This window comes from Streptomyces sp. NPDC002790 (assembly GCF_040295505.1).
Classification (GTDB): Bacteria; Actinomycetota; Actinomycetes; order Streptomycetales; family Streptomycetaceae; genus Streptomyces.
This window is the reverse complement of sequence record NZ_JBEOVM010000066.1, coordinates 1-22,466: the sequence shown is the minus strand read 5'-3', so window position 1 is coordinate 22,466 and position 22,466 is coordinate 1. Positions and strand designations below refer to the sequence as shown.

General features: G+C 71.7%; 20 protein-coding genes. 6 read left to right on the top strand and 14 right to left on the bottom strand.

Features of this window, described 5'->3' with window-relative positions; all coding sequences use genetic code 11:
• Positions 1-341: 341 nt before the first annotated feature.
• Positions 342-2,297, top strand: a complete 1,956-nt coding sequence (locus ABT004_RS24890) for a DHA2 family efflux MFS transporter permease subunit (protein ID WP_451191289.1) — start codon at positions 342-344, stop codon at positions 2,295-2,297.
• Here the strand turns inward: ABT004_RS24890 and ABT004_RS24885 are convergent.
• Positions 2,218-2,778, bottom strand: a complete 561-nt coding sequence (locus tag ABT004_RS24885; RefSeq protein WP_351340872.1) for a GNAT family N-acetyltransferase — start codon at positions 2,776-2,778, stop codon at positions 2,218-2,220. The genes ABT004_RS24890 and ABT004_RS24885 overlap by 80 nt on opposite strands.
• A 185-nt stretch (positions 2,779-2,963) precedes the next feature.
• Here ABT004_RS24885 and ABT004_RS24880 point away from each other — a divergent pair, with 185 nt between their 5' ends.
• Both ABT004_RS24880 and ABT004_RS24875 read left to right on the top strand, forming a co-directional pair.
• A complete protein-coding gene (locus ABT004_RS24880; protein WP_351340869.1) occupies positions 2,964-3,617 on the top strand; it encodes a hypothetical protein in 654 nt (217 codons plus the stop codon).
• A 5-nt stretch (positions 3,618-3,622) separates the two neighbouring features.
• Positions 3,623-4,189: a hypothetical protein gene (locus tag ABT004_RS24875; RefSeq protein WP_351340867.1), complete on the top strand. Its 567-nt coding sequence runs from the start codon at positions 3,623-3,625 to the stop codon at positions 4,187-4,189.
• A 35-nt stretch (positions 4,190-4,224) separates the two neighbouring features.
• Here ABT004_RS24875 and ABT004_RS24870 read toward each other — a convergent pair whose 3' ends face one another.
• Together ABT004_RS24870 and ABT004_RS24865 are read right to left on the bottom strand one after the other, a co-directional pair.
• Entirely contained in the window at positions 4,225-4,548 is a 324-nt protein-coding gene (locus tag ABT004_RS24870) for an antibiotic biosynthesis monooxygenase family protein (protein ID WP_326023400.1), read from the bottom strand.
• A 25-nt stretch (positions 4,549-4,573) separates the two neighbouring features.
• A complete protein-coding gene (locus ABT004_RS24865) occupies positions 4,574-5,008 on the bottom strand; it encodes a DnaJ family domain-containing protein (protein WP_351340864.1) in 435 nt (144 codons plus the stop codon).
• Positions 5,009-5,085: 77 nt separating this feature from the next.
• On the opposite strand from ABT004_RS24865, the gene ABT004_RS24860 reads away from it, so the two are divergent.
• Entirely contained in the window at positions 5,086-5,493 is a 408-nt protein-coding gene (locus ABT004_RS24860) for an FHA domain-containing protein (protein WP_351340862.1), read from the top strand.
• A 9-nt stretch (positions 5,494-5,502) separates the two neighbouring features.
• On the opposite strand, the gene ABT004_RS24855 is transcribed toward ABT004_RS24860, so the two are convergent.
• Positions 5,503-6,888 (bottom strand): MFS transporter, encoded by a 1,386-nt coding sequence (locus tag ABT004_RS24855; RefSeq protein WP_451191206.1) that lies wholly within the window; start codon positions 6,886-6,888, stop codon positions 5,503-5,505.
• A 356-nt stretch (positions 6,889-7,244) separates the two neighbouring features.
• Here ABT004_RS24855 and ABT004_RS24850 point away from each other — a divergent pair, with 356 nt between their 5' ends.
• On the top strand, positions 7,245-9,281 hold the full coding sequence (locus tag ABT004_RS24850) for a bifunctional glycosyltransferase 87/phosphatase PAP2 family protein (RefSeq protein ID WP_451191203.1): 2,037 nt from the start codon (positions 7,245-7,247) through the stop codon (positions 9,279-9,281).
• A gap of 16 nt (positions 9,282-9,297) precedes the next feature.
• On the opposite strand, the gene ABT004_RS24845 is transcribed toward ABT004_RS24850, so the two are convergent.
• Entirely contained in the window at positions 9,298-10,539 is a 1,242-nt protein-coding gene (locus tag ABT004_RS24845) for a cytochrome P450 (RefSeq protein WP_351340859.1), read from the bottom strand.
• A 229-nt stretch (positions 10,540-10,768) separates the two neighbouring features.
• Here ABT004_RS24845 and ABT004_RS24840 point away from each other — a divergent pair, with 229 nt between their 5' ends.
• The gene (locus ABT004_RS24840; RefSeq protein ID WP_351340857.1) at positions 10,769-11,938 is read left to right on the top strand and encodes a steroid 3-ketoacyl-CoA thiolase; all 1,170 of its coding nucleotides are present in this window, start codon (positions 10,769-10,771) and stop codon (positions 11,936-11,938) included.
• 57 nt (positions 11,939-11,995) lie between these two features.
• Here ABT004_RS24840 and ABT004_RS24835 read toward each other — a convergent pair whose 3' ends face one another.
• The 9 genes from ABT004_RS24835 to ABT004_RS24795 all read right to left on the bottom strand — a co-directional run bounded on the left by ABT004_RS24835 (position 11,996) and on the right by ABT004_RS24795 (position 22,295).
• The gene (locus ABT004_RS24835; protein WP_351340854.1) at positions 11,996-12,406 is read right to left on the bottom strand and encodes an aggregation-promoting factor C-terminal-like domain-containing protein; all 411 of its coding nucleotides are present in this window, start codon (positions 12,404-12,406) and stop codon (positions 11,996-11,998) included.
• 228 nt (positions 12,407-12,634) lie between these two features.
• The gene (locus ABT004_RS24830) at positions 12,635-13,489 is read right to left on the bottom strand and encodes an ECF transporter S component (RefSeq protein WP_351340852.1); all 855 of its coding nucleotides are present in this window, start codon (positions 13,487-13,489) and stop codon (positions 12,635-12,637) included.
• Positions 13,486-15,156, bottom strand: a complete 1,671-nt coding sequence (locus ABT004_RS24825) for an ABC transporter ATP-binding protein (RefSeq protein WP_351340850.1) — start codon at positions 15,154-15,156, stop codon at positions 13,486-13,488. The genes ABT004_RS24830 and ABT004_RS24825 overlap by 4 nt, the downstream gene beginning before the upstream one ends.
• Positions 15,153-16,283 (bottom strand): energy-coupling factor transporter transmembrane component T, encoded by a 1,131-nt coding sequence (locus tag ABT004_RS24820; RefSeq protein ID WP_351340848.1) that lies wholly within the window; start codon positions 16,281-16,283, stop codon positions 15,153-15,155. Before ABT004_RS24820 ends, ABT004_RS24825 begins: the two co-directional genes overlap by 4 nt.
• 3 nt (positions 16,284-16,286) lie before the next feature.
• On the bottom strand, positions 16,287-16,970 hold the full coding sequence (locus ABT004_RS24815) for an SCO2322 family protein (protein WP_451191196.1): 684 nt from the start codon (positions 16,968-16,970) through the stop codon (positions 16,287-16,289).
• Positions 16,967-18,187, bottom strand: a complete 1,221-nt coding sequence (locus ABT004_RS24810; RefSeq protein ID WP_351340847.1) for an SCO2321 family membrane protein — start codon at positions 18,185-18,187, stop codon at positions 16,967-16,969. Before ABT004_RS24810 ends, ABT004_RS24815 begins: the two co-directional genes overlap by 4 nt.
• Before the next feature lie 315 nt (positions 18,188-18,502).
• Complete coding sequence (locus ABT004_RS24805) at positions 18,503-20,230, bottom strand: ABC transporter permease subunit (protein WP_451193638.1); 1,728 nt, start codon at positions 20,228-20,230, stop codon at positions 18,503-18,505.
• Entirely contained in the window at positions 20,230-21,693 is a 1,464-nt protein-coding gene (locus ABT004_RS24800; protein ID WP_351340844.1) for an ABC transporter substrate-binding protein, read from the bottom strand. Before ABT004_RS24800 ends, ABT004_RS24805 begins: the two co-directional genes overlap by 1 nt.
• A complete protein-coding gene (locus ABT004_RS24795; protein WP_451193635.1) occupies positions 21,693-22,295 on the bottom strand; it encodes a GNAT family N-acetyltransferase in 603 nt (200 codons plus the stop codon). Before ABT004_RS24795 ends, ABT004_RS24800 begins: the two co-directional genes overlap by 1 nt.
• Positions 22,296-22,466: the final 171 nt, after the last annotated feature.

Below are 22,466 nucleotides of genomic sequence, written 5' to 3'. Positions count from 1 at the left end.
CCAGGTCGCATGGGCGCATTATGCAGACCCACGGGCCCCGCCCGCAGCGCCGGTCGCATAAACCCTCGTCAGCGCCCGTGCGCACACCGTTACCGGACACCACCGCGTAAAACTTCGAGCGCCGCACGACTCAACAGGCCAAACCTGGTCACACCTACCAGGATGGGAAGTACCAAGCACCCGGCCGCGTGCGTGCCGGGCCGGCTTCGGAGGCGGTCATGAGCAGCCAGGACATCGAGAGCGTGGGGCCCGGGGACAGCGGTCGCGGAGCGCCCGCCGCGTCCAGGGAAGGCGCCAAGCCCGGCGGCGTCCTCGTGTCGATCGGCGCGCTGCTGCTCGGGATGCTGCTGGCCTCGCTCGACCAGACGATCGTGTCGACGGCCCTGCCGACCATAGTCAGCGATCTGGGCGGCCTGGAGCATCTGTCCTGGGTCGTCACCGCGTACATGCTCGCCGCGACGGCGGCGACCCCGCTGTGGGGAAAGCTCGGCGACCAGTACGGGCGCAAGAAGCTCTTCCAACTCGCCATCCTCATCTTCCTGGTGGGCTCGGCGCTCTGCGGACTCTCGCAGAACATGGGCCAGTTGATCGGCTTCCGCGCCCTGCAGGGCCTGGGCGGCGGCGGTTTGATGGTGCTGTCCATGGCGATCGTCGGCGATATCGTCTCGCCGCGTGAACGAGGCAAGTACCAAGGACTCTTCGGCGCCGTCTTCGGTGCGACGAGCGTCCTCGGGCCGCTGCTCGGCGGGCTGTTCACCGAGCACCTGAGCTGGCGCTGGGTCTTCTACGTCAATCTGCCGATCGGCGTCGTCGCGCTCCTCGTGATCGCCGGGGCCCTGCACATCCCGGTCCGCTCCACCAAGCACCGCATCGACTACCTCGGCACGTTCCTCGTCGCCTCCGTCGCCACCTGCCTCGTCCTGGTCGCCTCGCTCGGCGGCACGACGTGGGCCTGGGGCTCGCCGCAGATCATCGGTCTCGCGATCCTGGGCGTCGCCCTCGGGGTGGCCTTCGTGTTCGTCGAGTTCAGGGCGCGGGAACCGGTCCTGCCGATGCGCCTGTTCCGGGTCAGGACCTTCACCCTGTCGGCGATCATCAGCTTCGTCATCGGCTTCGCGATGTTCGGCGCGATGACGTACCTGCCGACGTTCCTCCAGGTCGTGCAGGGCGTCACGCCGACCATGTCGGGCGTGCACATGCTCCCGATGGTCTTCGGCCTCCTGCTGTCGACCACCCTGTCCGGGCAGGTCGTCAGCCGCACCGGGCGCTGGAAGATGTTCCCGGTCGCCGGCACGGCCATCACCCTGGTCGGGCTGCTGCTCCTGCACAACATGGACGAGTACACGGCCACGGGCGTCATGAGCCTGTACTTCTTCGTCTTCGGCGCGGGCCTCGGCCTCGTCATGCAGGTCCTGGTCCTGATCGTGCAGAACGCCGTCCCGTACGAGGACCTGGGCGTGGCCACATCGGGTGCCACGTTCTTCCGCTCCATCGGCGCCTCGTTCGGTGTGGCGATCTTCGGCACCGTCTTCGCGAACCATCTCGGCAGCAGGCTCGGCGACGCCCTCTCCGGACGGCAGCTGCCGCCGGGCGTCACCCCGGACTCGCTCGGCGCCGACCCGCGCGGCATCGCCGCGCTCCCGCCGGAAGTCCGGGCGCCGGTCGTCCACGCCTACTCCACGTCCATCACCGACGTCTTCCTCTACGCGGTCCCGGTCACGCTGCTTGCCTTCGCGCTCGCGCTGCTGCTGCACGAGGACCCGTTGCGCGGCTCCGTCACCGCGCCCGACGTCACCGAGACGCTCGCCAGCAACCCCGTCCAGCGCTCCTCGTACGACGAGGCGGTGCGCGCCCTGTCCACGCTCGGCAGCCGCGAGGGGCGCCGCGAGGTGTACGAGAAAATCACCGCCAAGGCCGGCTACGACCTGCTGCCCGCGGCGAGTTGGCTGGTCCTGCGCACCCACCGCAACGGGTGGGCGGAGCCGGGCGTGCTCGCCGAGTACACGGCGATCCCGCTGCCCGTGATCATCGACGCGGCCCGGCAGGTCGAGGAGCGCCGCCTCGCCGTGCGCGAGGGCCCCGACCTGATCCTCACCGACGAGGGCCGCGCGGTCGCCGAACGCCTCTCGCGGGCCCGCGAGGAGTCCCTCGCCGAACTGCTCGGCGACTGGTGGGGCCCGGACCGCCCCCGCGACCTCGTCCAGCTCGTCTCCGACCTCAACAGGGAGATGTGCGGCTCGGACGAGGAGCGGCCGCACGCGGCGGCGGGGGCGGGGGCGGCGCCAGCGGCTTCCTGAACCAGTGCTCGGCGTAGATGTCGTCGTTGTGCGGCGCCGTCTCCTCGTAGCCGAGCCGCGCGTACAGGGACCGCGCCTCCACCAGGTCGTCGCGGGTGTCGAGGCGGATCGCGGTGGCGCCGAGCGCGCGGGCCGCGTCCTCGGCGGCGGCCACCAGGAGTGCGGCGCCACCCTTGCCGCGCAGCTCCTCGCGTACGTAGACACGCGTGAGCTCGGCCGTGGCCGCGTCCACGAGCCGTACGCCCGCCGTCCCCGCGGGCTCGCCCGCGTACCGCGCGAGCAGCAACTGGCCGCGCGGCGGCTCCAGTTCACTGCCGGACACGGCGGCGACCTCCCGCTCCAGCTCGGCCGGGTCCGTCGCGTGCCCCTCGTGCAGCAGATACCAGCGGTCGCTCACCTCCGTGTAGTACGCGCGCCAGAGCGCTGCCGCTGCGGGGGAGTCGTACGGCTCGGGGCCGATGGCCCAGGACGTGGTGGTCATGGGACATGGTGAGGCCGGTGGGGCGGCCGGGCGCAACAGATTTAGCCCCGCCGTGGGACGAGAGCCGGCGGGGTCCGGGGCGCAGCCCCGTGGTGTGGGCGGCAGCCTCGGTGGGCCTGGATCGGTTTCAGGTGGCCGGGCAGGGCAACCCGGCCTGCAACAGCCATAGTTGAGGGAAGGCAGTCATGTCCACAGGCTTGATCATCGCTCTGATCGTGGTGGGCGTCGTGATCGTGGTCGCGGCCGGGTTCTTCGCCGCGCGGACCGCGCCCCGTGGCGGGCGCGGGCTGCGGCGCAGGTTCGGGCCCGAGTACGAGCGGGCCGTGGCGCGGCACGACGGTGACACCAAGGCCGCGGACCGGGAGCTGGCGGAGCGCGTGCGCCGGCACGGGGCGCTGCGTGAGCAGCCGCTGGATCCCGTCGCCCGCGAGCGCTATCTGGCGCGCTGGGCCGACGCCCAGGAACGCTTCGTCGAGTCCCCGGACGTCGCCGTCGCCGAGGCGGATCTGCTCCTCGCCGACCTGGCGCACGAGCGCGGCTTCCCGGACGGCGGCCGCTACGACGAGCAGCTCGACGCGCTTTCCGTCCACCACGGCCCGCACGTGCACGGCTACCGGCGCGTGCACCTCGCGGCGCACGCCCGCACGGGCCGCGCGGACGCGAGCAGGGCCGGTACGGAGGAGTTGCGCGAGGCGATGGTCGAGGCGCGGCCGCTCTTCGACGAACTCGTCGGCCCGGACCGCGCGACGGCCCGCGCCCGCACCACGGACGGGCCCGCGCACCAACACCGGAACAAGCGGCACGGCGTCTTCAAGGGGCGTCTGGCGAAGGGGAGTTGAGGGCCATGACGGACATTCGACGGGCCGAGGCCGACGGGGTCGACAAGGGGATCGCGCTGGACCCCAAGGCGGACCGGCAGGCGGGCCGCGAGGCGGATCCCCTGGCGGCCCCTGACGCGGACCGCGGGACCGGCCGCGACACGGACCCCATGGCGAACCGCACGGCCGGCCGTCACGCCGACGCCATGGCGCCCCCCGAAGCGGGCCGTGACGTGGGCCGCGAGGCGGACTTCGCGGCGGACCGTGACAGTGACCCGGCGGCGGGTGGCCAGGTCGGCCCCGGGGGCGGGGCACGTGCCGGAGGGCGCTCAGGGCTCTTCCCCACGGGTGAGCGCGACGCGCTCGAAGGTCGCCTGCGGCACGCGCTCACCGGCTTCGTCGACGAGCCGCGTGCCGCCGTGGAGGAGGCCGACCACGTCCTGGAGGACCTGACGGCCCGCCTCACCGAAACACTCGCCGGCCACCGCCACACCCTGCGCACGTCCTGGCAGGGCTCGACGGAGGACACCGAGCGACTCCGCATCGCGCTCCGCGACTACCGGGAGACGGCGGAGCGCCTGCTGAGGCTCTGAGCCGGCACGCGGACACAGGCGCCGCGCCGGAGGCGTTACGCGGTCTTCGGCGCCGCCTGCTGGACCACCTCGAACGACCACACCGTGGACCCGCTCGCGGCCGGCTTCGGCCGGTCGCCGCCCTGCGGACCCTGGTGGGCCGCCTTCATGGGCCCCTCCATCCAGGCCTGGAAGGCGGCCTCGTCGCGCCAGCGCGTGTAGACGAGGTACTGGTCGGTGCCCTCGATCGGGCGCAGCAGCTCGAACCACTCGAACCCGTCGGAGTTCTCGACGGACCCGGCCCGAGCGCCGAAGCGCTTCTCGAGGACTTCCCGCTGCTCTTCGGGAACGGTGAGGGCGTTGATCTTTACGATGCTCATGCGTCCATCGTGCCTCAGCGACCTCTCAGGGCGACTCGCGCCCCGGCCGCGTCTCCCGCGCCTCCCGCCACTCCCGCACGAGTTCCTCGATCTCCTCGGCCGTGTACGGCTTCAGGCCGAGCGGGGGTCCTGGCGGCGGCTTGAACATCATGTCGCGGATCTTGTCGTTGAGTTCCGTGATCATGCGGCGTACGACGCGCTCCGACGGGGCCTTCGGCAGCGCCGCCAGGGTGTCCTCGGCCTCCTTGCGCAGCGCGAGCGAGGGCGGCAGGACGGAGAAGCTCTCGCGGGCCAGCTTTCCCTTGATCCACCAGTTCTCGTCGTACGTGGTGTCGGCCGAGGAATCCAGGGGCTTGCCGGCGCCGGGCAGCGAGGAGAAGTCCCCGCGTCGTTCCGCGTCTCGGATCTGCTTGTCGACGAATGACTCGAAGCTGACTCCGGGCGGTTTGCGTTCGGTCATGACGCAAGTGTCCCAGAGCGGATCGGGGCGCCATAGGCTGCGAGCGACGGACGCGCGACAGTGGTGGGGGGAGCGCGGTGCTCGAACTGACCATGGCCACCATGGCCGGTGGCGACGAGGGGGCGACGGCCGCGATGGCCATGGCCGACGCCCGGAGCGAGCCGGGAGCCGTGCTGCGGGTCGGCCGCGACGCGAGCGTGTGCCGACTGGTGACCCCGGAGGACTGGCTGTTCGTGTCGCGGGTGCACCTGGAGTTCCGGTGCGGACCGGAAGGCGAGTGGGTCCTGTTCTGGCTGCGCGGCTCGCAGGACGACCCCGCCTCCGAGGTGCGGGTGCGGTTCGGGCCGCAGCTGGAGGGGATGGGGCAGCTCGTCCCGTACGGCGGGGTGGCGACGTTGCCGCGCGGCTCCTGGGGCGAGGTGCTCGTGGCCGACCGGAGCGGGCCGCGCAGCGTGCACGTCGGCTTCGGTCACGAACCCCCGTAGGCCACCGCGTCAGACGGCGGGCGGTGAGCCCGGCAGCGGCTTGCCCGCGGACTCCTTCATGCGCCACACCGCGATACCGCCGATGACGGCCGCGGCCATCATGTAGTACGCCGGGATCATCAGGTTGCCCGTGGCCGCGATGAGGGAGGCCACGACCAGCGGCGTCGTACCACCGAAGATCGAGACGGACAGGTTGAAGCTGACGGCCAGGGAGCCGTAGCGGACCTTTGTCTCGAACAGCGCGGGCAGCGTCGAGGGCATCGACGAGGTGAAGGTGACGAGCAGCAGGCCGAGGGCGGCCAGGCCGAACGCGATCGCCCACGTGGAGCCCTGCTGGATCAGCAGGATGGCGGGGACGGACAGCGCGAGGAAGCCGACGCAGCCGATGCCGATCACCCAGCGGTGGCCGAAGCGGTCGTTGGCGAGACCCATCGGGAGCTGCACGACCATCATCAGCAGCATCACGCCGATCAGGATCAGCGTGCCGTGCGTGGCGTCGTAGTTCAGCTCCTCGCTCAGGAACGTCGGCATGTAGGAGAGCAGCATGTAGTCGGTCACGTTGAAGACCAGGACCAGCGCGATGCACAGGAACATCGGCCGCGCGTTGCCGACGAACATCTCCTTGAGCCTCGGCTTCGGGAAGGACTTCTCCTTCGCCTCGGCCTCGTCCGCCAGCTTCTGGAACGCCGGGGTCTCCTCCAGCTTCATCCGGACGTAGAGACCGACCAGGCCGATCGGGCCCGCGATCAGGAACGGGATGCGCCAGCCCCAGCTGTAGAGGTCGTCGGAGGCCATCGTCGTCGTGAGCACCGTCGCGAGGGCGGCACCGGCGACGTAACCGGCGTTCGTGCCCAGCTCCAGGAATGAACCGAAGAAGCCGCGGCGCTTGTCCGGCGCGTACTCGGCGATGAACGTGCAGGCGCCGCCGTACTCACCACCGGCCGAGAAGCCCTGCACCATGCGGGCCACGATCAGCAGCACCGGCGCCCAGATGCCGATGGCGCCGTGCGACGGGATCAGGCCGATCGCGAAGGTGCCCGCCGACATCATGATCATGGTGATGGCGAGGACGCGCTGACGGCCGATGCGGTCGCCGAGCGGGCCGAAGAAGGCGCCGCCGAGGGGGCGCACGAGGAAGGCGGCGGCGAAGGTGCCGAGCGTGGACAGGACCTGCGCCGTGCTCGATGCCGAGGGGAAGAAGACGTGCCCGAGCGTCGCGGTCAGGTAGCCGTAGACGCCGAAGTCGAACCACTCCATCGCGTTGCCGAGGGCTGCCGCCTTGACCGCACGCTTGACCAGCGAGGGGTCGGTGGTGGTGGGCTCGGATGAGATGCGGTCCGCCGTGGGGGCGGCGGACCGGCCGGTACCGGGGGCGATGGAAGTGGCGCTGGACACGGGTCCTTCGCCTTCCTTTCGTGGGGGACAAGAGCAACGGCCGTTCACGGGGAACGGCCGACTCATCGACCATAGGGGCGTCCGCGCCTACTACGGGTAGTGTTCGGTGAACTCCACACCGTGAGGAAACCCCCTCCGGCCTGGGGGAATGCCAAAGCCTTCGCACGGTGCTGATGCAAATTCTTGTGATCTATGTCGCGAAACCGCGCGTGTGAAGGCCTGGACAAAGTGGCCGAAGACACTTCCTACCGCCAAATCCCGGTGGACAGACAGGTGAAGGAGCAGTTGCCTGCGTCTTACCGGATGTGCGGTGTATGTCGGTGAACCGGCCGAGTTGAGCGGGAGGTCCGAAAGGCGTGGCGAACGCGGAACGTGGAGGGGTGGCGCCGGGATCCACGGATCAGGTGGCGGGGCGGCTCGGCGTGCTGCGCGCCGGCCTGTGGCTGATCGCGGCCGTACTCGGCGCGCGTCAACTCGTGGCGGTGCTGAGCGCTCCTCCGGGTGAGCGCCTCACCGATCTGGAGACCTGGGTCGGACCCGAAGGGGTGCTTCATGTCAGCGGCTCGCTGTACGACGCGCCCGACCGGTTCACCGGGCCGCCGTTCGCGGGGCTCGTCCTCAAGCCGCTCGCGCGCGCGGCGGAGCAGGTACTCGGCTGGGGCTGGACGTTCGGCTCGCTGGCCCTTGTCGTCGCGCTCGGCGTGGTCGCCGCGCGCGCCCTGCCGCCGCCCGTGTCCCGGCGTACGGCGCAGTTCGCGGCGCCCGTCGCGATCAGCCTGCTCATGCTGTCGCTGCCGGTGCGCAACGCGTTCACCCTCGGCCAGACCAGCATCCTGCCGGTCCTCCTCGTGCTGCTCGGCTGCTTCGCGGTGCGCGGACAGGTGGCGTCCGGCGCACTGATCGGCGCCGCCGCCGCACTCCAGCCGACCGTGCTGCTGTTCGCCCCGCTTCTCTGGTTCACCGGCCGCAGGCGCGCCGCCGCCACGACGGGGGCCACCTTCGTCGCGGGCACCGGTATCGCCTGGCTCGCGATGCCGCAGGACTCGTGGACGTACTGGGTGCACCATGTGGCCGGCACCGGCCTCGCCGCCGATCCGGCCGCGACCGCCAACCAGTCGCTGCACGGCATGCTGCTGCGCTTCGGCCTCGCCGGGCCCCTCGAGATCGCCCTGTTCCTGGCGCTTGGCGCCGCCGTGGCCGTGCTCGGCCTGCGCCGCTCCATCGCGTACGCGCGCGACGGGCAACTGCTGCTCGCCGTCGCGGTCACCGGCTGCGTCGCGGTCGCCGTGTCCCCGACGACCTGGCAGCACCAGCTGCTGTGGGTACTGCTCGCGGTGGTCGGCCGCGTGGGGGCCAAGACCGCCGACCGGGCGGTGTGGCCCGTCGCCGTCGTCCTGGTGATGACGCTCCCGGCCTCCGCGATACTGCCGCAGATGCCGGTGCTCGCGCCGCTGCGGGACAACCTCGTCCTGGTCGCCGTGCTCGCGGCGGCCTGCGCCGTCCCGTTCCTGCGGCGCACCGACCCGGCCTTCGGGGCCACGCGCCCCACCATCCATACGGAGCCGGCCCCCGCGCGCTGGGCGTGGGTGCCGCTGCTACCGGTGTGGCGGCGCGCGCTCGCCCGCCCCAACCTGCTGCTCGAACTGCTCCTGATCCGCGTCGGATACTCCGCGTACCAACAGGTCAGGATCGCCGCGGCGGGCGGCAGGCCGCGCGCCGAGGAGCACGGGGCGCAGGTGTACGCGCTGGAGCGGTTCCTGCACATCGACGTCGAGCACTGGGCGAACCATGCGGTGGTTTCGGTCGGATGGCTCCGCGATTTCTTCGACTTCTACTACACGTCCTTTCACTTTGTGGTGCCGCTGACCGTCCTCGCGGTCCTCTACGTACGCCGCCCCGCGGACTACCGCTGGGCGCGCGCCTCCCTCGGCTTCGCGACCGTCCTGGCCCTCGTCGGCTTCTGGCTGTACCCGCTCGCGCCGCCGCGCCTGATGCCCACGCTGGGCTTCATCGACACGGTCCACGGCGTGCAGGACTTCTCCAAGCCGGACTACGGGACGCTCACCGCGGTCACCAACCAGTACGCGGCGATACCGTCGCTGCACTTCGGGTGGTCGTTGTGGTGCGGCGTCGTGATCCTGGCGCTCGCCCCGAAGTGGTGGATGAAGGCGCTTGGGCTTGTTCATCCGTTGTGCACGGTGTCCGCGATTGTTGCCACGGGGAACCATTGGGTGCTGGATGCGGTGGGTGGGGCGGGTGTGGTGGGGGTTGGGTTTGGGCTTACGTATTTGTTGTCGGGGCCGAGGGCCTCTTTGGCTGCGCCGGTGTTGCGGTCGCGGGGCGCTGCCCCGGACCCCGCTGGCTCTCGTCCAGGTGCGGGGCTCCAAAAATGAATGCCGCCGCCCCTCGTCAAGTACTGACCTGAAGCTCCTTCACGCCGTTCAGCCATGCCGCGCGGAGGCGGCGGGGGTCTCCCACGAGACGCAGATCCGGTACCGCGTCGGCCAGGGCGTTGAAGATCAGGTCGATTTCCAGGATCGCCAGGGACTTGCCGAGGCAGAAGTGCGGGCCGCCGCCGCCGAAGCCGAGGTGCGGGTTGGGGTCGCGGGTGATGTCGAAGGTGTCCGGGTTCTCGAAGACCTCCGGGTCGTGGTTGGCGGAGGAGTAGAAGAGGCCGACCCTGTCGCCCGCCTTGATCTTCTGTCCGCCGAGTTCGGTGTCCTGCGTGGCGGTCCGCTGGAAGGAGACGACCGGGGTCGCCCAGCGCACGATCTCCTCGGCCGTGGTGCTCGGGCGCTCCCGCTTGTAGTGCTCCCACTGGTCGGGGTGGGTGAGGAAGGCGTGCATGCCGTGGGTGATGGCGTTGCGGGTCGTCTCGTTGCCGGCGACGGCGAGCAGGATCACGAAGAAGCCGAACTCGTCGGAGGACAGGTTGCCCTCGTCCTCGGCCGCGACCAGCTGGCTCACGATGTCCTTGGCCGGGCACTTCTTGCGGTCGGCCGCGAGGTTCATCGCGTAGCCGACGATCTCCATGGCGGCCTCGGCGCCGATCTCCTCGGTGATCGCGTACTCCGGGTCGTCGTACGCGACCATCTTGTTGGACCAGTCGAAGACCTTGGAGCGGTCCTTCTGCTCGATGCCGATGAGCTCGGCGATGGCCTGCAACGGCAGCTCGACGGCGACGTTCGTGACGAAGTCGAACGCGCCGTCCGGGCCCGCCTGTTGGACCGCCTCGGCGACGATGGCGCCGGCGCGGTCGCGGAGCTTCTCCTCGAGGGACCGGATGGCGCGCGGAGTGAACCCGCGCTGCACTATCTGGCGTACCCGGGTGTGCTCGGGCGGATCCATGTTCAGCATGATCATCTTCTGTACGTCGATCTGGTCGCGCTCGATCGAGGAGTTGAAGCGGATCACGGCGGTGTTGATGTTGGACGAATAGATCTCCGGGTGAGTGGAGACGTATTTGACGTCCGCGTGCCGGGTCACGGCCCAGTAGCCGGCGTCGTCGAAGCCGGATATGCCGTGTTCCTGCGGGATCCAGCGGACCGGTTCGGCCTGGCGGAGCTGGGCGAACTCCGGGTGGGGAATGCGGTGTTGGAGGAGGTCGGGGTCGGTGAAGTCGAACCCGTCGGGCAGCGCGGGGCACGGCATGGGGTCACTCCCGTAGTGGTCTGACGATCCGTCAGGTCTCGCTGCGAAGGTAATAACGGGTTCTAGAAGTGGCAAGGCCCACGGTCGTGTTGGTTCGGTGCGTTGTGCGTGCACGCCCCTTGCGTACCGGGGGTAAGGGCGATGAGACTGCAAGTAGAACTGGTACGCGTTCTAGTTTCGTGCGCGCGCAGATCGTGCTGGTCCGGGAATCCTGGAGAGGACGTAGGTCATGGCAGCCGAGCCCGTCATCGTCGAAGCCGTACGCACCCCGATCGGCAAGCGCGGCGGCGCGCTGGCCAATCTGCATCCCGCCTATCTGCTGGGCGAGACCTATCGCGAACTCCTCGGCCGCACCGGCATCCAGCCGGACTGCGTCGAGCAGATCGTCGGCGGCACGGTCACGCACGCAGGCGAGCAGTCCATGAACCCGGCGCGCACGGCCTGGCTCACGATGGGCCTGCCGTACGAGACGGCCGCGACGACGGTCGACTGTCAGTGCGGCTCCTCGCAGCAGGCCTCGCACATGACCGCGAACATGATCGCGGCGGGCGTCATCGACGTCGGCATCTCGTGCGGTGTCGAGGCGATGTCGCGGGTGCCGCTGGGCTCGGGGTCCAAGCACGGGCCGGGAAAGCCGTTCCCCAACGAGTGGAACGTCGACCTGCCCAATCAGTTCGAGGCCGCGGAACGCATCGCGCGCAAGCGGGAGTTGACCCGGGAGAACGTGGACTCGCTCGGTCTCATATCCCAGGAGCGGGCCGCCACCGCCTGGGCCGAGGAGCGCTTCAAACGCGAGACGTTCGCGGTGCAGGTGCCCACCACGGAGGCGGAGCAGGCCGCGGGGCAGGGTATGTGGCGGCTCGTCGACCGTGACGAGGGGCTGCGTGACACGAGTATGGAGGGCCTCGCGAAGCTCAAGCCGGTGATGCCGACGGCCGTGCACACGGCGGGCAACTCCTCGCAGATCTCCGACGGGGCCTCCGCGATCATGTGGGCGTCGAAGCGGATGGCGCGGGCGCTCAAGTTGCGGCCTCGCGCGCGGATCGTGGCGCAGGCGTTGGTCGGGGCCGATCCGCACTTCCACCTGGACGGGCCGGTGGATGCGACGCGGGCGGTGCTCGGCAAGGCGGGGATGTCCCTGAAGGACATCGACATCGTCGAGATCAACGAGGCGTTCGCGTCGGTGGTGTTGAGCTGGGCGCAGGTCTTCGAGCAGGACCTGGAGAAGGTGAACGTGAACGGTGGGGCGATTGCGCTCGGGCATCCGGTGGGGGCGACGGGAGCGCGGTTGATTGCATCGGCGTTGCATGAACTGGAGCGCAGGGACAAGGAGTTCGCGCTCATTACGATGTGTGCGGGTGGGGCGCTCTCTACCGGCACGATCATCCAGCGGCTGTAACCCTAATTAAGCCCCTGCGGCGATTGAGGCGCGGGGGCTTAATGGGCCGGTGCCGGTTCAGTACCAACCGTTGGACTGCCAGTGGCTCCACGCGCCGCAGGCGCTGCCGTAGCGGTCGTTCATGTACTTGATGCCCCAGTCGATCTGGGTCTCCGGGTTCGTCTTCCAGTCGGAACCGGACGACGCCATCTTGTTGGCCGGAAGCGCCTGGACCAGGCCGTACGCACCGGTGGAGGCGTTCGTCGCGTTCGGGTTCCAGCCGCTCTCCTGGGACACGATCTTGTCGAAGCAGCTGAACTGGGCCGAGTCCGAGATCTTCTGCTGGGCGATGGCCTTCGCCGAGCCCGACGTCGACGCGGCCTGGGCCGGGGCCGATGCGAAGAGGAGACCGGTTGTCGCGGCGGCGAGGGTGACACCGGCGATGGCGTTCTTCGGAGTGGCAATGCGGCGCAGGAGCGTGGCGGTCAAAACGGAACCTTCCGTGGGAGGCAGGGAGTGGCAGGGCGTAGTGCCTTGCGGTTGCTCCACAGAAACAAAGACCGAGGAGTGAAAGCAATGTGCGCTTTTACTAAGAGAAGTCGGACTCTATGGGTTATGGGTTAAATGTCCGTTGTGTCGGGTGGGGGGGGAGTGGGCGAAGGGGCCCCATCTGGCTACGGTCCCGCTTAGTACGTGACGTGGGTCATGTGCGTGGCCTCACGCCCGCGGCTCGTCGAATGTGACCTGGGCCTCGAAGGCTGCCCGCCTCGTGGCCCGGCGCAGCGCCTTGAGGACGGCGCCTCCGACGACCAGCGTCAGGACGACGGTGAGCGCGGCACGCCCCAGGTCCCAGCCGAGCGACGTGGCCGCGCAGTAGGCGAGGAAGCGCACGAGGTTCTCGTGCAGCGCGGCATCCGGCTGGTACGCCACGGAGGAGGCCAGCGCGTTCATGAACGGCCAGCCCGCGAGATTCATGAGCGTGCCGTACGCGAACGCGGCGAGGAAGCCGTAGGCGGCGAGCATCACGCGCTCGGCCCCGCCGCGCAGGGTGTGCGCTCCCGGCAACAGCCCCGCGCCCATCGTGAACCAGCCCATCGAGAGCATCTGGAACGGCATCCACGGCCCCACGCCCCCGGTCAGCAGCGCCGAGGTGAACATGCTGAGGGAACCCAGGACGAAGCCGAAGCCGGGGCCGAGGACGCGGCCGCTCAGGACCATCAGGAAGAACATCGGCTCCAGCCCGGCCGTGCCCGCCCCGATGGGACGCAGGGCCGCCCCCGCGGCGGCCAGCACGCCGAGCATCGCCACCGCCTTGGGGCCCATGCCGGACTCCGAGATCGTGGCCGCCACCACGGCGACCAGCAGCACGAGCAGCGCCGCGAACAGCCAGGGAGCGTCCTGCGCGTGCGCGTTCACCTCGGACCCGGGCCCGGTGATCAGCGGCCAGCCGATGCCGACGATGCCCACGGCGCTGACCAGGAGCAGGGCGGCGATGGAGCGGGGGCCCAGGCGGACCGGATTGGCCTGGCGGTCGAGCGGCCCCGGGGCTCCGGCCCGCGGCTTGAATGTCATTTCAGGGCCTCTTCGACCTCGGACACCGTGAGCCAGCGCTGCGGCGCCAGGATCTTCGCGACCTGCGGGGCGAAGGACGGGGACGACGTGACGATGTCGGGGGTGGGGCCGTCCGCCACGATCTCGCCGTCCGCGAGGATCGCCACGCGGTGGGTCAGCTCCGCCGCCAGTTCCACGTCGTGCGTCGCCATGACGACGGCGTGGCCCTCGGCCGCGAGGTTCCGCAGGATCGCGACGAGGCGGGACTTGGCCGCGTAGTCCAGGCCGCGGGTCGGCTCGTCGAGCAGGAGCAGCGGCGGGGCCGCCGTCAGCACGATCGCCAGGGCCAGGGTGAGGCGCTGGCCCTCGGAGAGGTCGCGGGGGTGGGTGTCGTCGGAGATCCCGGGGAGCAGGTCGGTGAGCAGGCCGCGGCAGGTGCCGGGGGTGGCGGACGCGTCCTTGTCCGCCGCCGTGCACTCCGCGGCGACCGTGTCCGCGCAGAGGAGGTCGCGGGGTTCCTGGGGGACGAGGCCCACCTTGCGGATGAGGTCGCGGGGGGTGGTCTTGTGGGGGACGGTGCCGCTGACGGTGGCCGTGCCGGAGGTTGGTTTGATCAGCCCGACCAGGGTTGAGAGGAGGGTGGATTTGCCGGCGCCGTTGCGGCCCATCAGGGCGAGTACCTCGCCGGTGGTGACCTGGAGGTCTATGTGACGTAGTGCCTCGATACGGCCTCTGCGTACGCCCAGGTTTTTGGTTGCGGCCAGAGTGGTTGCGGTCGCGGGGCTCTGCCCCGGACCCCGCGCCTCAATCGCCGGCGGGGCTTGATTCGCCCGGCCTCGCGGTTCGCGCGCCGCAGGGGCTTTAAATGGGCGCTCGGCCAGTCGTTCCTTCAAGCCGCTTGCCGCACGCCTCGCGTTTCTCACCGTCAGCGGCAACGGGTCCCAGCCCGCCAGGCGGCCCAGGCCCACCACCGGGGGGTAGACCGGGGAGACGGTCATGATCGCCGCCGGGTCGCCCACCAGCAACGGTTCACCGGCACCCGGCAGCAGCGCCACCTGGTCCGCGTACTGGATGACGCGTTCCAGGCGGTGTTCGGCCATGAGGACCGTCGTGCCCAGGTCGTGGACCAGGCGTTGCAGGACCGAGAGGACCTCCTCCGCCGCTGCTGGGTCGAGGGCGGATGTCGGTTCGTCGAGGACGAGGACCTGGGGGTGGGGCGTGAGGACGGAGCCGATCGCGACGCGTTGTTGCTGGCCGCCGGAGAGCGTGGAGATCGGGCGGTCGCGCAGGTCGGCGAGGCCGAGGAGGTCGAGGGTCTCCTCCACGCGGCGCCGCATGACCGGCGGGGACAGGCCCAACGACTCCATGCCGTACGCGAGTTCGTCCTCCACGGTGTCCGTGACGAAGTGCGCGAGCGGGTCCTGGCCCACCGTGCCGACGACGTCGGCGAGTTCGCGGGGTTTGTGGGTGCGGGTGTCGCGGCCGGCCACCGTGACGCGACCGGACAGCGTGCCGCCGGTGAAGTGCGGGACGAGGCCGCTCACCGCTCCGAGGAGGGTGGACTTGCCGACGCCCGACGGGCCCGCGAGGAGCATCAACTCGCCCTCGGGCACGTGGAGATGGATGCCGTGGACGGTGGGGCGCGGCGCGCCGTCGTAGGTCACGGAGACGTTCTCGAAGCGGATCATGACGACGCCTCCGTCGGCTTGTCGGGAATCGGCCTGTCGGGAGCGGGTGCGACGAAGGCCGGGAGCAGGCCGAGCAGGATGCCCGCCGCAGGCCACAGCGGCAGTTCCGGCGCCGCGAGCGGGACCACCGGCGGCTGGAGGGCCGCCGGGTCCTGGGTGCCGGTCCAGATCAGCGCCGCCGCGGCCACCGCACCGGACGCCGCGACCAGCCAGGCCCGTACGCCCCACACGTCGGGCCGGTAGCGGGTGCGTACCGTGCGGCGCCCGCCGAGCCAGAGCCCGCCGAGCGCCGCGGCGACCCCGGCGAGGAGTACCGGGAGCCCGTACCCGGATCCGGAGGCCGCGAGCAGGCCGTACGTTCCCGCGCACACCCCGATGAGGCCGCCCAGCGTGAGCGCGGCCGTGGCGCGGCGCACGGCGGGCGGCACCTCGGCGGTGCGGCCGTAGCCGCGTGCGTCCATCGCGGCGGCGAGTGAGACGGAACGCTCCAGTGCTCCTTCGAGGACCGGGAGGCCGACCTGGAGCAGACCGCGCAGGCCGCTGTCCGGGCGGCCGCGCAGGCGTCGCGCCGCCCGCAGCCTGCGGACGTCCGCGACCAGGTTCGGGGCGAACGTCATCGCCACGACGACCGCGACCCCGGCCTCGTACAGCGCGCCCGGCAGTGACTTGAGCAGCCGGGACGGGGAGGCGAGCGCGTTAGCGGCGCCCACGCAGATGAGGAGGGTGGCGAGCTTCAGGCCGTCGTAGAGCGCGAAGACGAGGCCTTCGAGCGTCACCGGGCCGCCGATCCGTACCCCCTGCGCCCAGTCCGGCAGCGGCAGTTCGGGCAGTGTGAAAAGGAGGTGCGTGCCCGGGATCGCCGAGCCGAGCAGCGTCGCGAAGACCAGGCGGATGCCGAGCACGACCAGCGCCAGCTTCACGAACGCCCCGTACGAACGCGCCCACGGTGCCTCCGTGCGGCGCGCCGTCACCACGTATCCGGCGACGCCGATCAGCAGCGCGAGCAGCAGCGGGTTCGTGGTGCGGGACGCGGCCGTGCCGAGGCCGAGCGCCCAGATCCACCAGGCGCCCGGGTGCAGGGAGTTGGAGCGGTGCGCCCGAGGGGCGCGGAGCTGGGAGGCGGTCATGTGTCAGCGGCGTCGGCGTCGGGCCTGCACGCCGACCGCGATGCCGAGCACGACGACCACGGCGACACCGGCGATGAGGCCGACCGAGGGGCCGCCGTCGTCGCCGTCGGACTGCGAGGCGGAATCCTTCGCGAAGGGCGTCGAGGGCGTCTTGCCGGAGGTCTCCTTGGACACCTGCTCGCCGCAGCCCGACTTCGGGTAGCCCGAGATCGCGCACAGCATCGCGCTGCTGTCGTAGCGCAGTGGCTTCGCGACGGAGGCGAGCGCGTCGGCGCTCGTCGCGTCCTCGGCGACCCGCGCGCACGCGGTGCGCGGCTTCGGCGGGGTCTCCGGCGACGGGGCGTCGACCCCCGTGCCGAAGTCGATGACGAGCGCGACGCGCTTCTTGCCGCCATCGGCCGGAGTGTCCTCGCAGATCGCGTCGAAGCCGGCGCTGCCGCGCGGCTGCGTCGCGTCCTTCGAGTCGGCGCTCACCGCGAACCGGAAGCCCTGCACGTCGCCGTCCGACGGCTTGGTCTGCGAGGGGCCCGCCGTCGCGTACGTCCATGTCTTCTGGCCGCCGTCCCGCTCCCAGAACGACCAGTAGCGGTACCCGGCGGCCTGCGCGGGGGCGACGGTCACGGCGAGCAGCGCGACGAGCAGTCCGAGGACGAGCCCGCCGAGGCCGGCCGACCGGCGCGCGGTCACGGCTGCTGCTTCTTGCGGCCGCTGAGCAGGAAACCGGCGCCCACGGCGGCGATGAACATCACGCCGATGATCCACCAGTTGGCGCCGCCACCGCCGTCGTCCTTCTTCTCGTCGGAGTCGGACGCGGACGATTTCGTGGAGGCGGGCTCCGGGCCCGTCTTGTTGAGGGCGGCCACCAGGTCCGTGCCGCCGAAGTCGCGCGGGTCGTTGCCGGTGGCGTGCGCGGCGAAGATCAGCTCGGCGTAGCCGGCGGGCCCGGTCTGCGCGGCCCAGCCCTTCGCGTTCTTCTCCAGCCAGGTGTACGAGTCCTTCGTGGCCTTGATGCCCTCGGCCGCGGCGACGGCGGTGACCGCGTCCGCGGTGTTGCCGTAGTCGGGCTGGTCGGTGGAGCCGGCCAGCTGGGACTTCAGGTAGAGGTGGGTGTCGAGCTGGTTCTGGAGGTAGACGGCGCCGTTGTGCGCGATCGCCTCCGCGCTCTTGCCGTCCTCGCAGGTGTACGCGTCCGGGGCCTTGCCCTTGTCCGGCGCGAAGCCGGTGCCGAGGGCGCCCAGCACACCGGCGGCGGTGGCGTCCGCGTTGGCGGCGAGCTCGCCCTTCTTGTCCGGCTGGTAGGCGAGGGCGCCGCCGTCCTTGCCCTTGGCGCAGGGGAGGGCGAGTGAGGCGAGGGCGTCGGTGCCGGTCTTGTCGTGGTGCGAAGTCACCTTGGCCGGGTCCTTGCCCGCGGCGGCGAGAGCGCCGAGCACGACCGCGGTCGAGTTCGCGTCGCTGGCCATGCCGAGGCTGTAGCCCCAGCCGCCGTCCAGGTTCTGGGTCTTCACCAGCCGCTCGACGCCCGCGGCGACCTCGCCGTCCCGGCCGCCGACCGCGGCGAGTGCCTGGACGGCGGCCGCGGTGGCGTTGCTGTCGATCTTGGTCTTCTTGTCGCAGGCCCTGCCCGGTTCGGCGCGGTAGGCGGCGAAGCCGCCGTTCTCGCACTGCTGACCGGCCAGCCAGTCGACCGCCTTCTGTGCGGGCTTGACGCCCACCGTGTCCTGCGCGACGAGCGCGAGGGACTGCCGCCAGACTCCGTCGTACGTGGGGTCGCCCTTGCCGTAGAGGCCCGACGGGACGACCTTCTTCGGCGAGGGGGAGGCGCTGTCCGCGGTCGCGGCCTGCGCGCCCATGGCGCCGATGGCGACGGTCGCGGCGACGAGCGCGGCGCTGCGGCGAATGTTCATGGTGGGGCGGAGGCCTCTCCCTGCGGGGAGCGGGGTGGCGCGGTACACGGAGGTACCGGGCGGCTCCGGCTCCGCGTACGTACTGACGACGCCTTCACTGTACCCGGCACCGTGGTTGCGGTTGCGGGGTTCCGCCCCGGACCCCGCTGCTCAATCGCCGCAGGGGCTTGATCGCCTCAATCGCCGGCGGGGCTTGATAGATCAAGCCCCGCCGGCGATTGAGGCGATCTTTCAAGCCCCTGCGGCGATCGAGCAGGCCTTCCAAGCCCCTGCGGCGATTGAGCAGCGGGGTCCGGGGCGGAGCCCCGTGGCCGGTCAACGTTTCCGCCCAAGGGCACCGGCGGAGGCCAGGACCACCATCGCGCCCACGCCGGCCAGGCCCACCGCGGGGGCGAGGACCGACCACGGCGCCCGTTCCGCGTACGGAAGGTTCTCCATCAGCAGCCGCCCCCACTCCGGCGTGGGCGGCTGCGTACCGAGCCCGAGGAAACCGAGGGACGCGAGCGCCAGGGTCGTCGGAGCGAGCCGCAGCAGCGCATGCCGCCCCACCGTGGGAACGACCGCGCTCAACACGTGCCACCGCAACACCTGCCACCGCCCCGCGCCGGAGGCCACCGCCGCCTCGACGTACCCGGCCCCCCGCTCCGCCTCCGCGACGGCCGCCGTGTGCGCGGCGAGCGGCGCCCAGCCGACCGCGGCGACTGCGACCGCCGCCCCCTCGACCCCCGCCCCGAAAAGCCCGGTGACAAGGAGGCCCGCCAGGATCGCCGGCATGGCGTTGGCGACCTCCGTGAGCCCCGCGGTCCACCGCATCAGGCCCAGGCCGACGCCCACCACGAAGCACACGGCGCAGACGGCCGCCGCGACGGCGAGCGTGCGCAGCGCCCCGTGGCCGAGCCGGGCGAGGACGTCACGGCCGAGCGCGTCCGTGCCGAAGGGGTGGGCGCCGGAGGGCCCGGACAGCCGGGCGGCCAGGTCGACCTGGAGCGGGTCGCGGGTCAGGCCCCACACGATGACGACGAGCAGCGCGGCGGCCAGCGCCCCGGCGGCGTACAGCCGCCCGCGCCCGACCCCCGGCACCATCGCGAGCCCCGGGAGCGCACCCGCTTCGAGCGCGGGCCCGAGCAGTCGGCGCCGCCCGAGGCCGACGAGCACCGCCGCCACCACACCCAGCGCGAGCAGCACCACCAGGCAGCCCTGGAGGAGCGGCAGGTCGAGGTCGAGCGCGGCCGCGACGGCCGTGCCGCCGAGCCCCGGAATCGCGAAGACCGCCTCCACCGCGGCCGCGGCCCCGGTGAGCCCGACCACCGTGAGCCCCGCCTGCGGCAGCACCGCGGGCAGCGCGCGCCGCGCCACGTGCCGGGCGATCCGCGAGCGCGGCAGACCGTTCGCCCGCGCCGTACGCACCCACGGTTCGGCGAACGCGGCGGGCAGCGCGTCCTGGCCGAGCCGCCCGAGCACGGCCCCCGCCGGGATGCCGAGGGCGAGCGCGGGCAGCACGGCGGAGGCGGGCGAGGCCCAGCCCTGCGCCGGGAACCAGCCGAGGTGCACGGCGAACAGCGTCGCGAGGACGGAGGCGAGAAGGAACTCGGGGAGCGCGGCGAGGACCCCCGCGCCCACCTCGTGCGCCGGTTCGGGCCGCGCGCGCCGGAGCGTCGGCACGCAGAGCGCCACCGCGAGCACGACCGCGACCACCATCGCGTACGCCATGAGGGACACGGACACCCAGAACGCGGAGCCCACGTCGGAGGCGACATCGGCGCCGGTCACCCACGACGTGCCGAGGTCCCCGTGCGCGAGCCCCCGCACCCACTGCCCGAGAAACGTGAACGGGCCCTGGTCCAGGCCGAGCTGACCGCGCACCTCGGCGAGTTGCTTCGGCGTCGTCGGCGCGTCGCCGTAGCGCGCGTGCAGCACGGTGAGCGCGGGGTCGGTACGGGTCAGCCAGGGAAGCAGCGCGGTGAGCACGAGCAGCCCGGCGGCGGCGCCGACCCGGCCCACCGCCACGGAGAGGTTCATCCGGTTGTTGCGGGCACGAGGCATCAGGCGCTCGTCTCCAAGCCGACGAACTGTCGTTCATAGGGGTCGAGGACGACCCCGCGCACCCCGGCCCCGACGCCCTGAAGATGCTGTTCGTGGACGATCGGCACGGCCGCGTCGGTGCCGAGGATCGCGGCCTCGGCGCGCAGCATGGCCCGGTGCCGCGCCGCGCCTTCGAGCCCGGCGGCCTCGCGCACGACGGCGTCCACACCGCGGTCGCTCAGCTGGGAGATGTTGAAGCTGCCCCCGCTGGTGAAGTCGGAGGCGAAGTACGAGACCGGGTCGCCGGTGTCGAGCGCGGTGGACCGGGACATCAGGAACGCGTCGTACTCCCCGTCCAGGGCGCCCGATTCGAGGCGCGCGTAGTCCTTCACGACGAGCCGCACCGCGAACCCGGCGCGCCGCAGCTGCTGCTGGAGCGCAGCGGCGACCTCGGGCAGCTCGGCCCGGTTGGTGTACGTGGCGAGGGTGAGCGCCTGCCCGCGCGGCTTCGCCGCCTCCGCGCGGCCCGTGACGGGGAGCTGCTTCCCGTCGGCCCAGGCGAAACCGGGGCCCAGCAGGCCCGTGCCCCGCGTGGCGTACCCCTCGTACACGCTGCGCGCGAGCGCGGAGGTGTTGACGGACTCCCGCACGGCGGCCCGCAGCCCGGCGTCCGCGAGCGGACCGGTCCGCGTGTTCAGGTACAGGGTCGTGGTGCGCACGGTGGCGACCTCCCGTGCGCGGTCGCCGAGGACGAGCGCCTGCGCGGCGGGCACGAACTCGGCGATCTCGATCTGGCCCGAACGCAGCGCGTTGGCACGGGCGTTGTTGTCGGCGACGAAGGTCACGTCGAGGCCGCGCGCCGCCGCCTTGCCGCGCCAGTGCCCGTCGAAGCGGTCGAGCGTCGCGGACACCGCCCCGCTCACCTCGGTCAGCGCGAACGGCCCGGTGGCGGTCCCGACGGGATCGACGCGCTCCCCCTTCCCGTAGGCGGCCGGGGAGAAGATCGCGAGCGACGGGTTCGCGAGCCGTGCGGGCAGCAGCGGGTCGGCGGTGCCGGTCGTGATCCGCACGGTCCGCTCCCCCGCGGCGCGCGCGGTGAGCCGCATGTCGCTGAGCACGCGCGGCTGCGTCTTGGCCTTCCCCGCCCGCGTGAGCGCCCCTTCAACTGCCTCGGCGGTGACCCGCCCGCCGTCCTGGAACCGGGCGTCGCGCAGCGTGAACTCCCAGGTGGTGGCGGACGTACGGGTCCACTTCTCGGCGAGCGCGGGGTGCACGACACCGGAGGTGTCCATGCGGGTGAGCCCGTCGACGACGGCGAGCCGGCTGAGCAGCAGCCCGTCGTCGCTGTACGGGGAGAGGCCCTGGGTGGGCGCGAAGGCGAGGTCGACGGCGATCCGGCCGCGCCGCGCGGTCCCGGTGAACGAACCACAGGCGGACGTCAGCCCGATCCCGGCCGCCGCCAGCAGAAAGCCGCGGCGCCGCATCAGCCGACGGGCGCGTACGCGGGAACCGGCGCGGTCAGCGGCAGCTCGAAGTGCACGATGCCCTGGCCACCGCCCGCCAACTCCCGCTCGTCGCACACCTCTTGGGCGATCGACCGCCAGAAGGGCTCGGCGCCCGGCACGGCGGGATCGGTGTGCAGGTACAGCGCCTCGTACCCCCCGACCCCGGCCGCAAAGTCGGTCAGCTCCCGCACGAGCTCCCGCGCGAGTCCGTTCCTACGGTGCTCGGGGCGTACGTAGATCCGGCACAGCTGGGCGGTGGACCCGGAGGGGAAACGGTCGGCGACCCACTGCGGGTTGGGCGGGGCGGCGGGCCCTCGGTCACGGACGGCGCCGGTCGCGACGATCTCACCGCTCTCCCGGTGCTCGGCGACGAGCAGCACGCACCGCTCGGGGCGCAGGTAGTGGGCGACCGGGTCGATGATGTCGGCGTGCCAGCGGGGCACGTACCCGGAGCGCAGGTCGCGGTACACGGTGTCCAGCATGACGGCCCGGGCCTCGTCCACGTCGCCGTCCCCGGCCACGCGAATCACATATCCACCCATCGCCGCCTCAGCCCGACCGAACTCCCCTTGCCCACCCATGCTAACTGCAACAGATGAGCAATAAGCACCCGGTGCCCCTCCACCGAACCGTCGTCACGGCCACGGGGCTCCGCGCCTCTATCGTCGGCGGGGGGGGCGGGGGGGGCGGACGGCCCCAGCGAGAACGCGGACGTCTCTCGCGGGCGGCGAAATTAGGTATATGAAAAGATG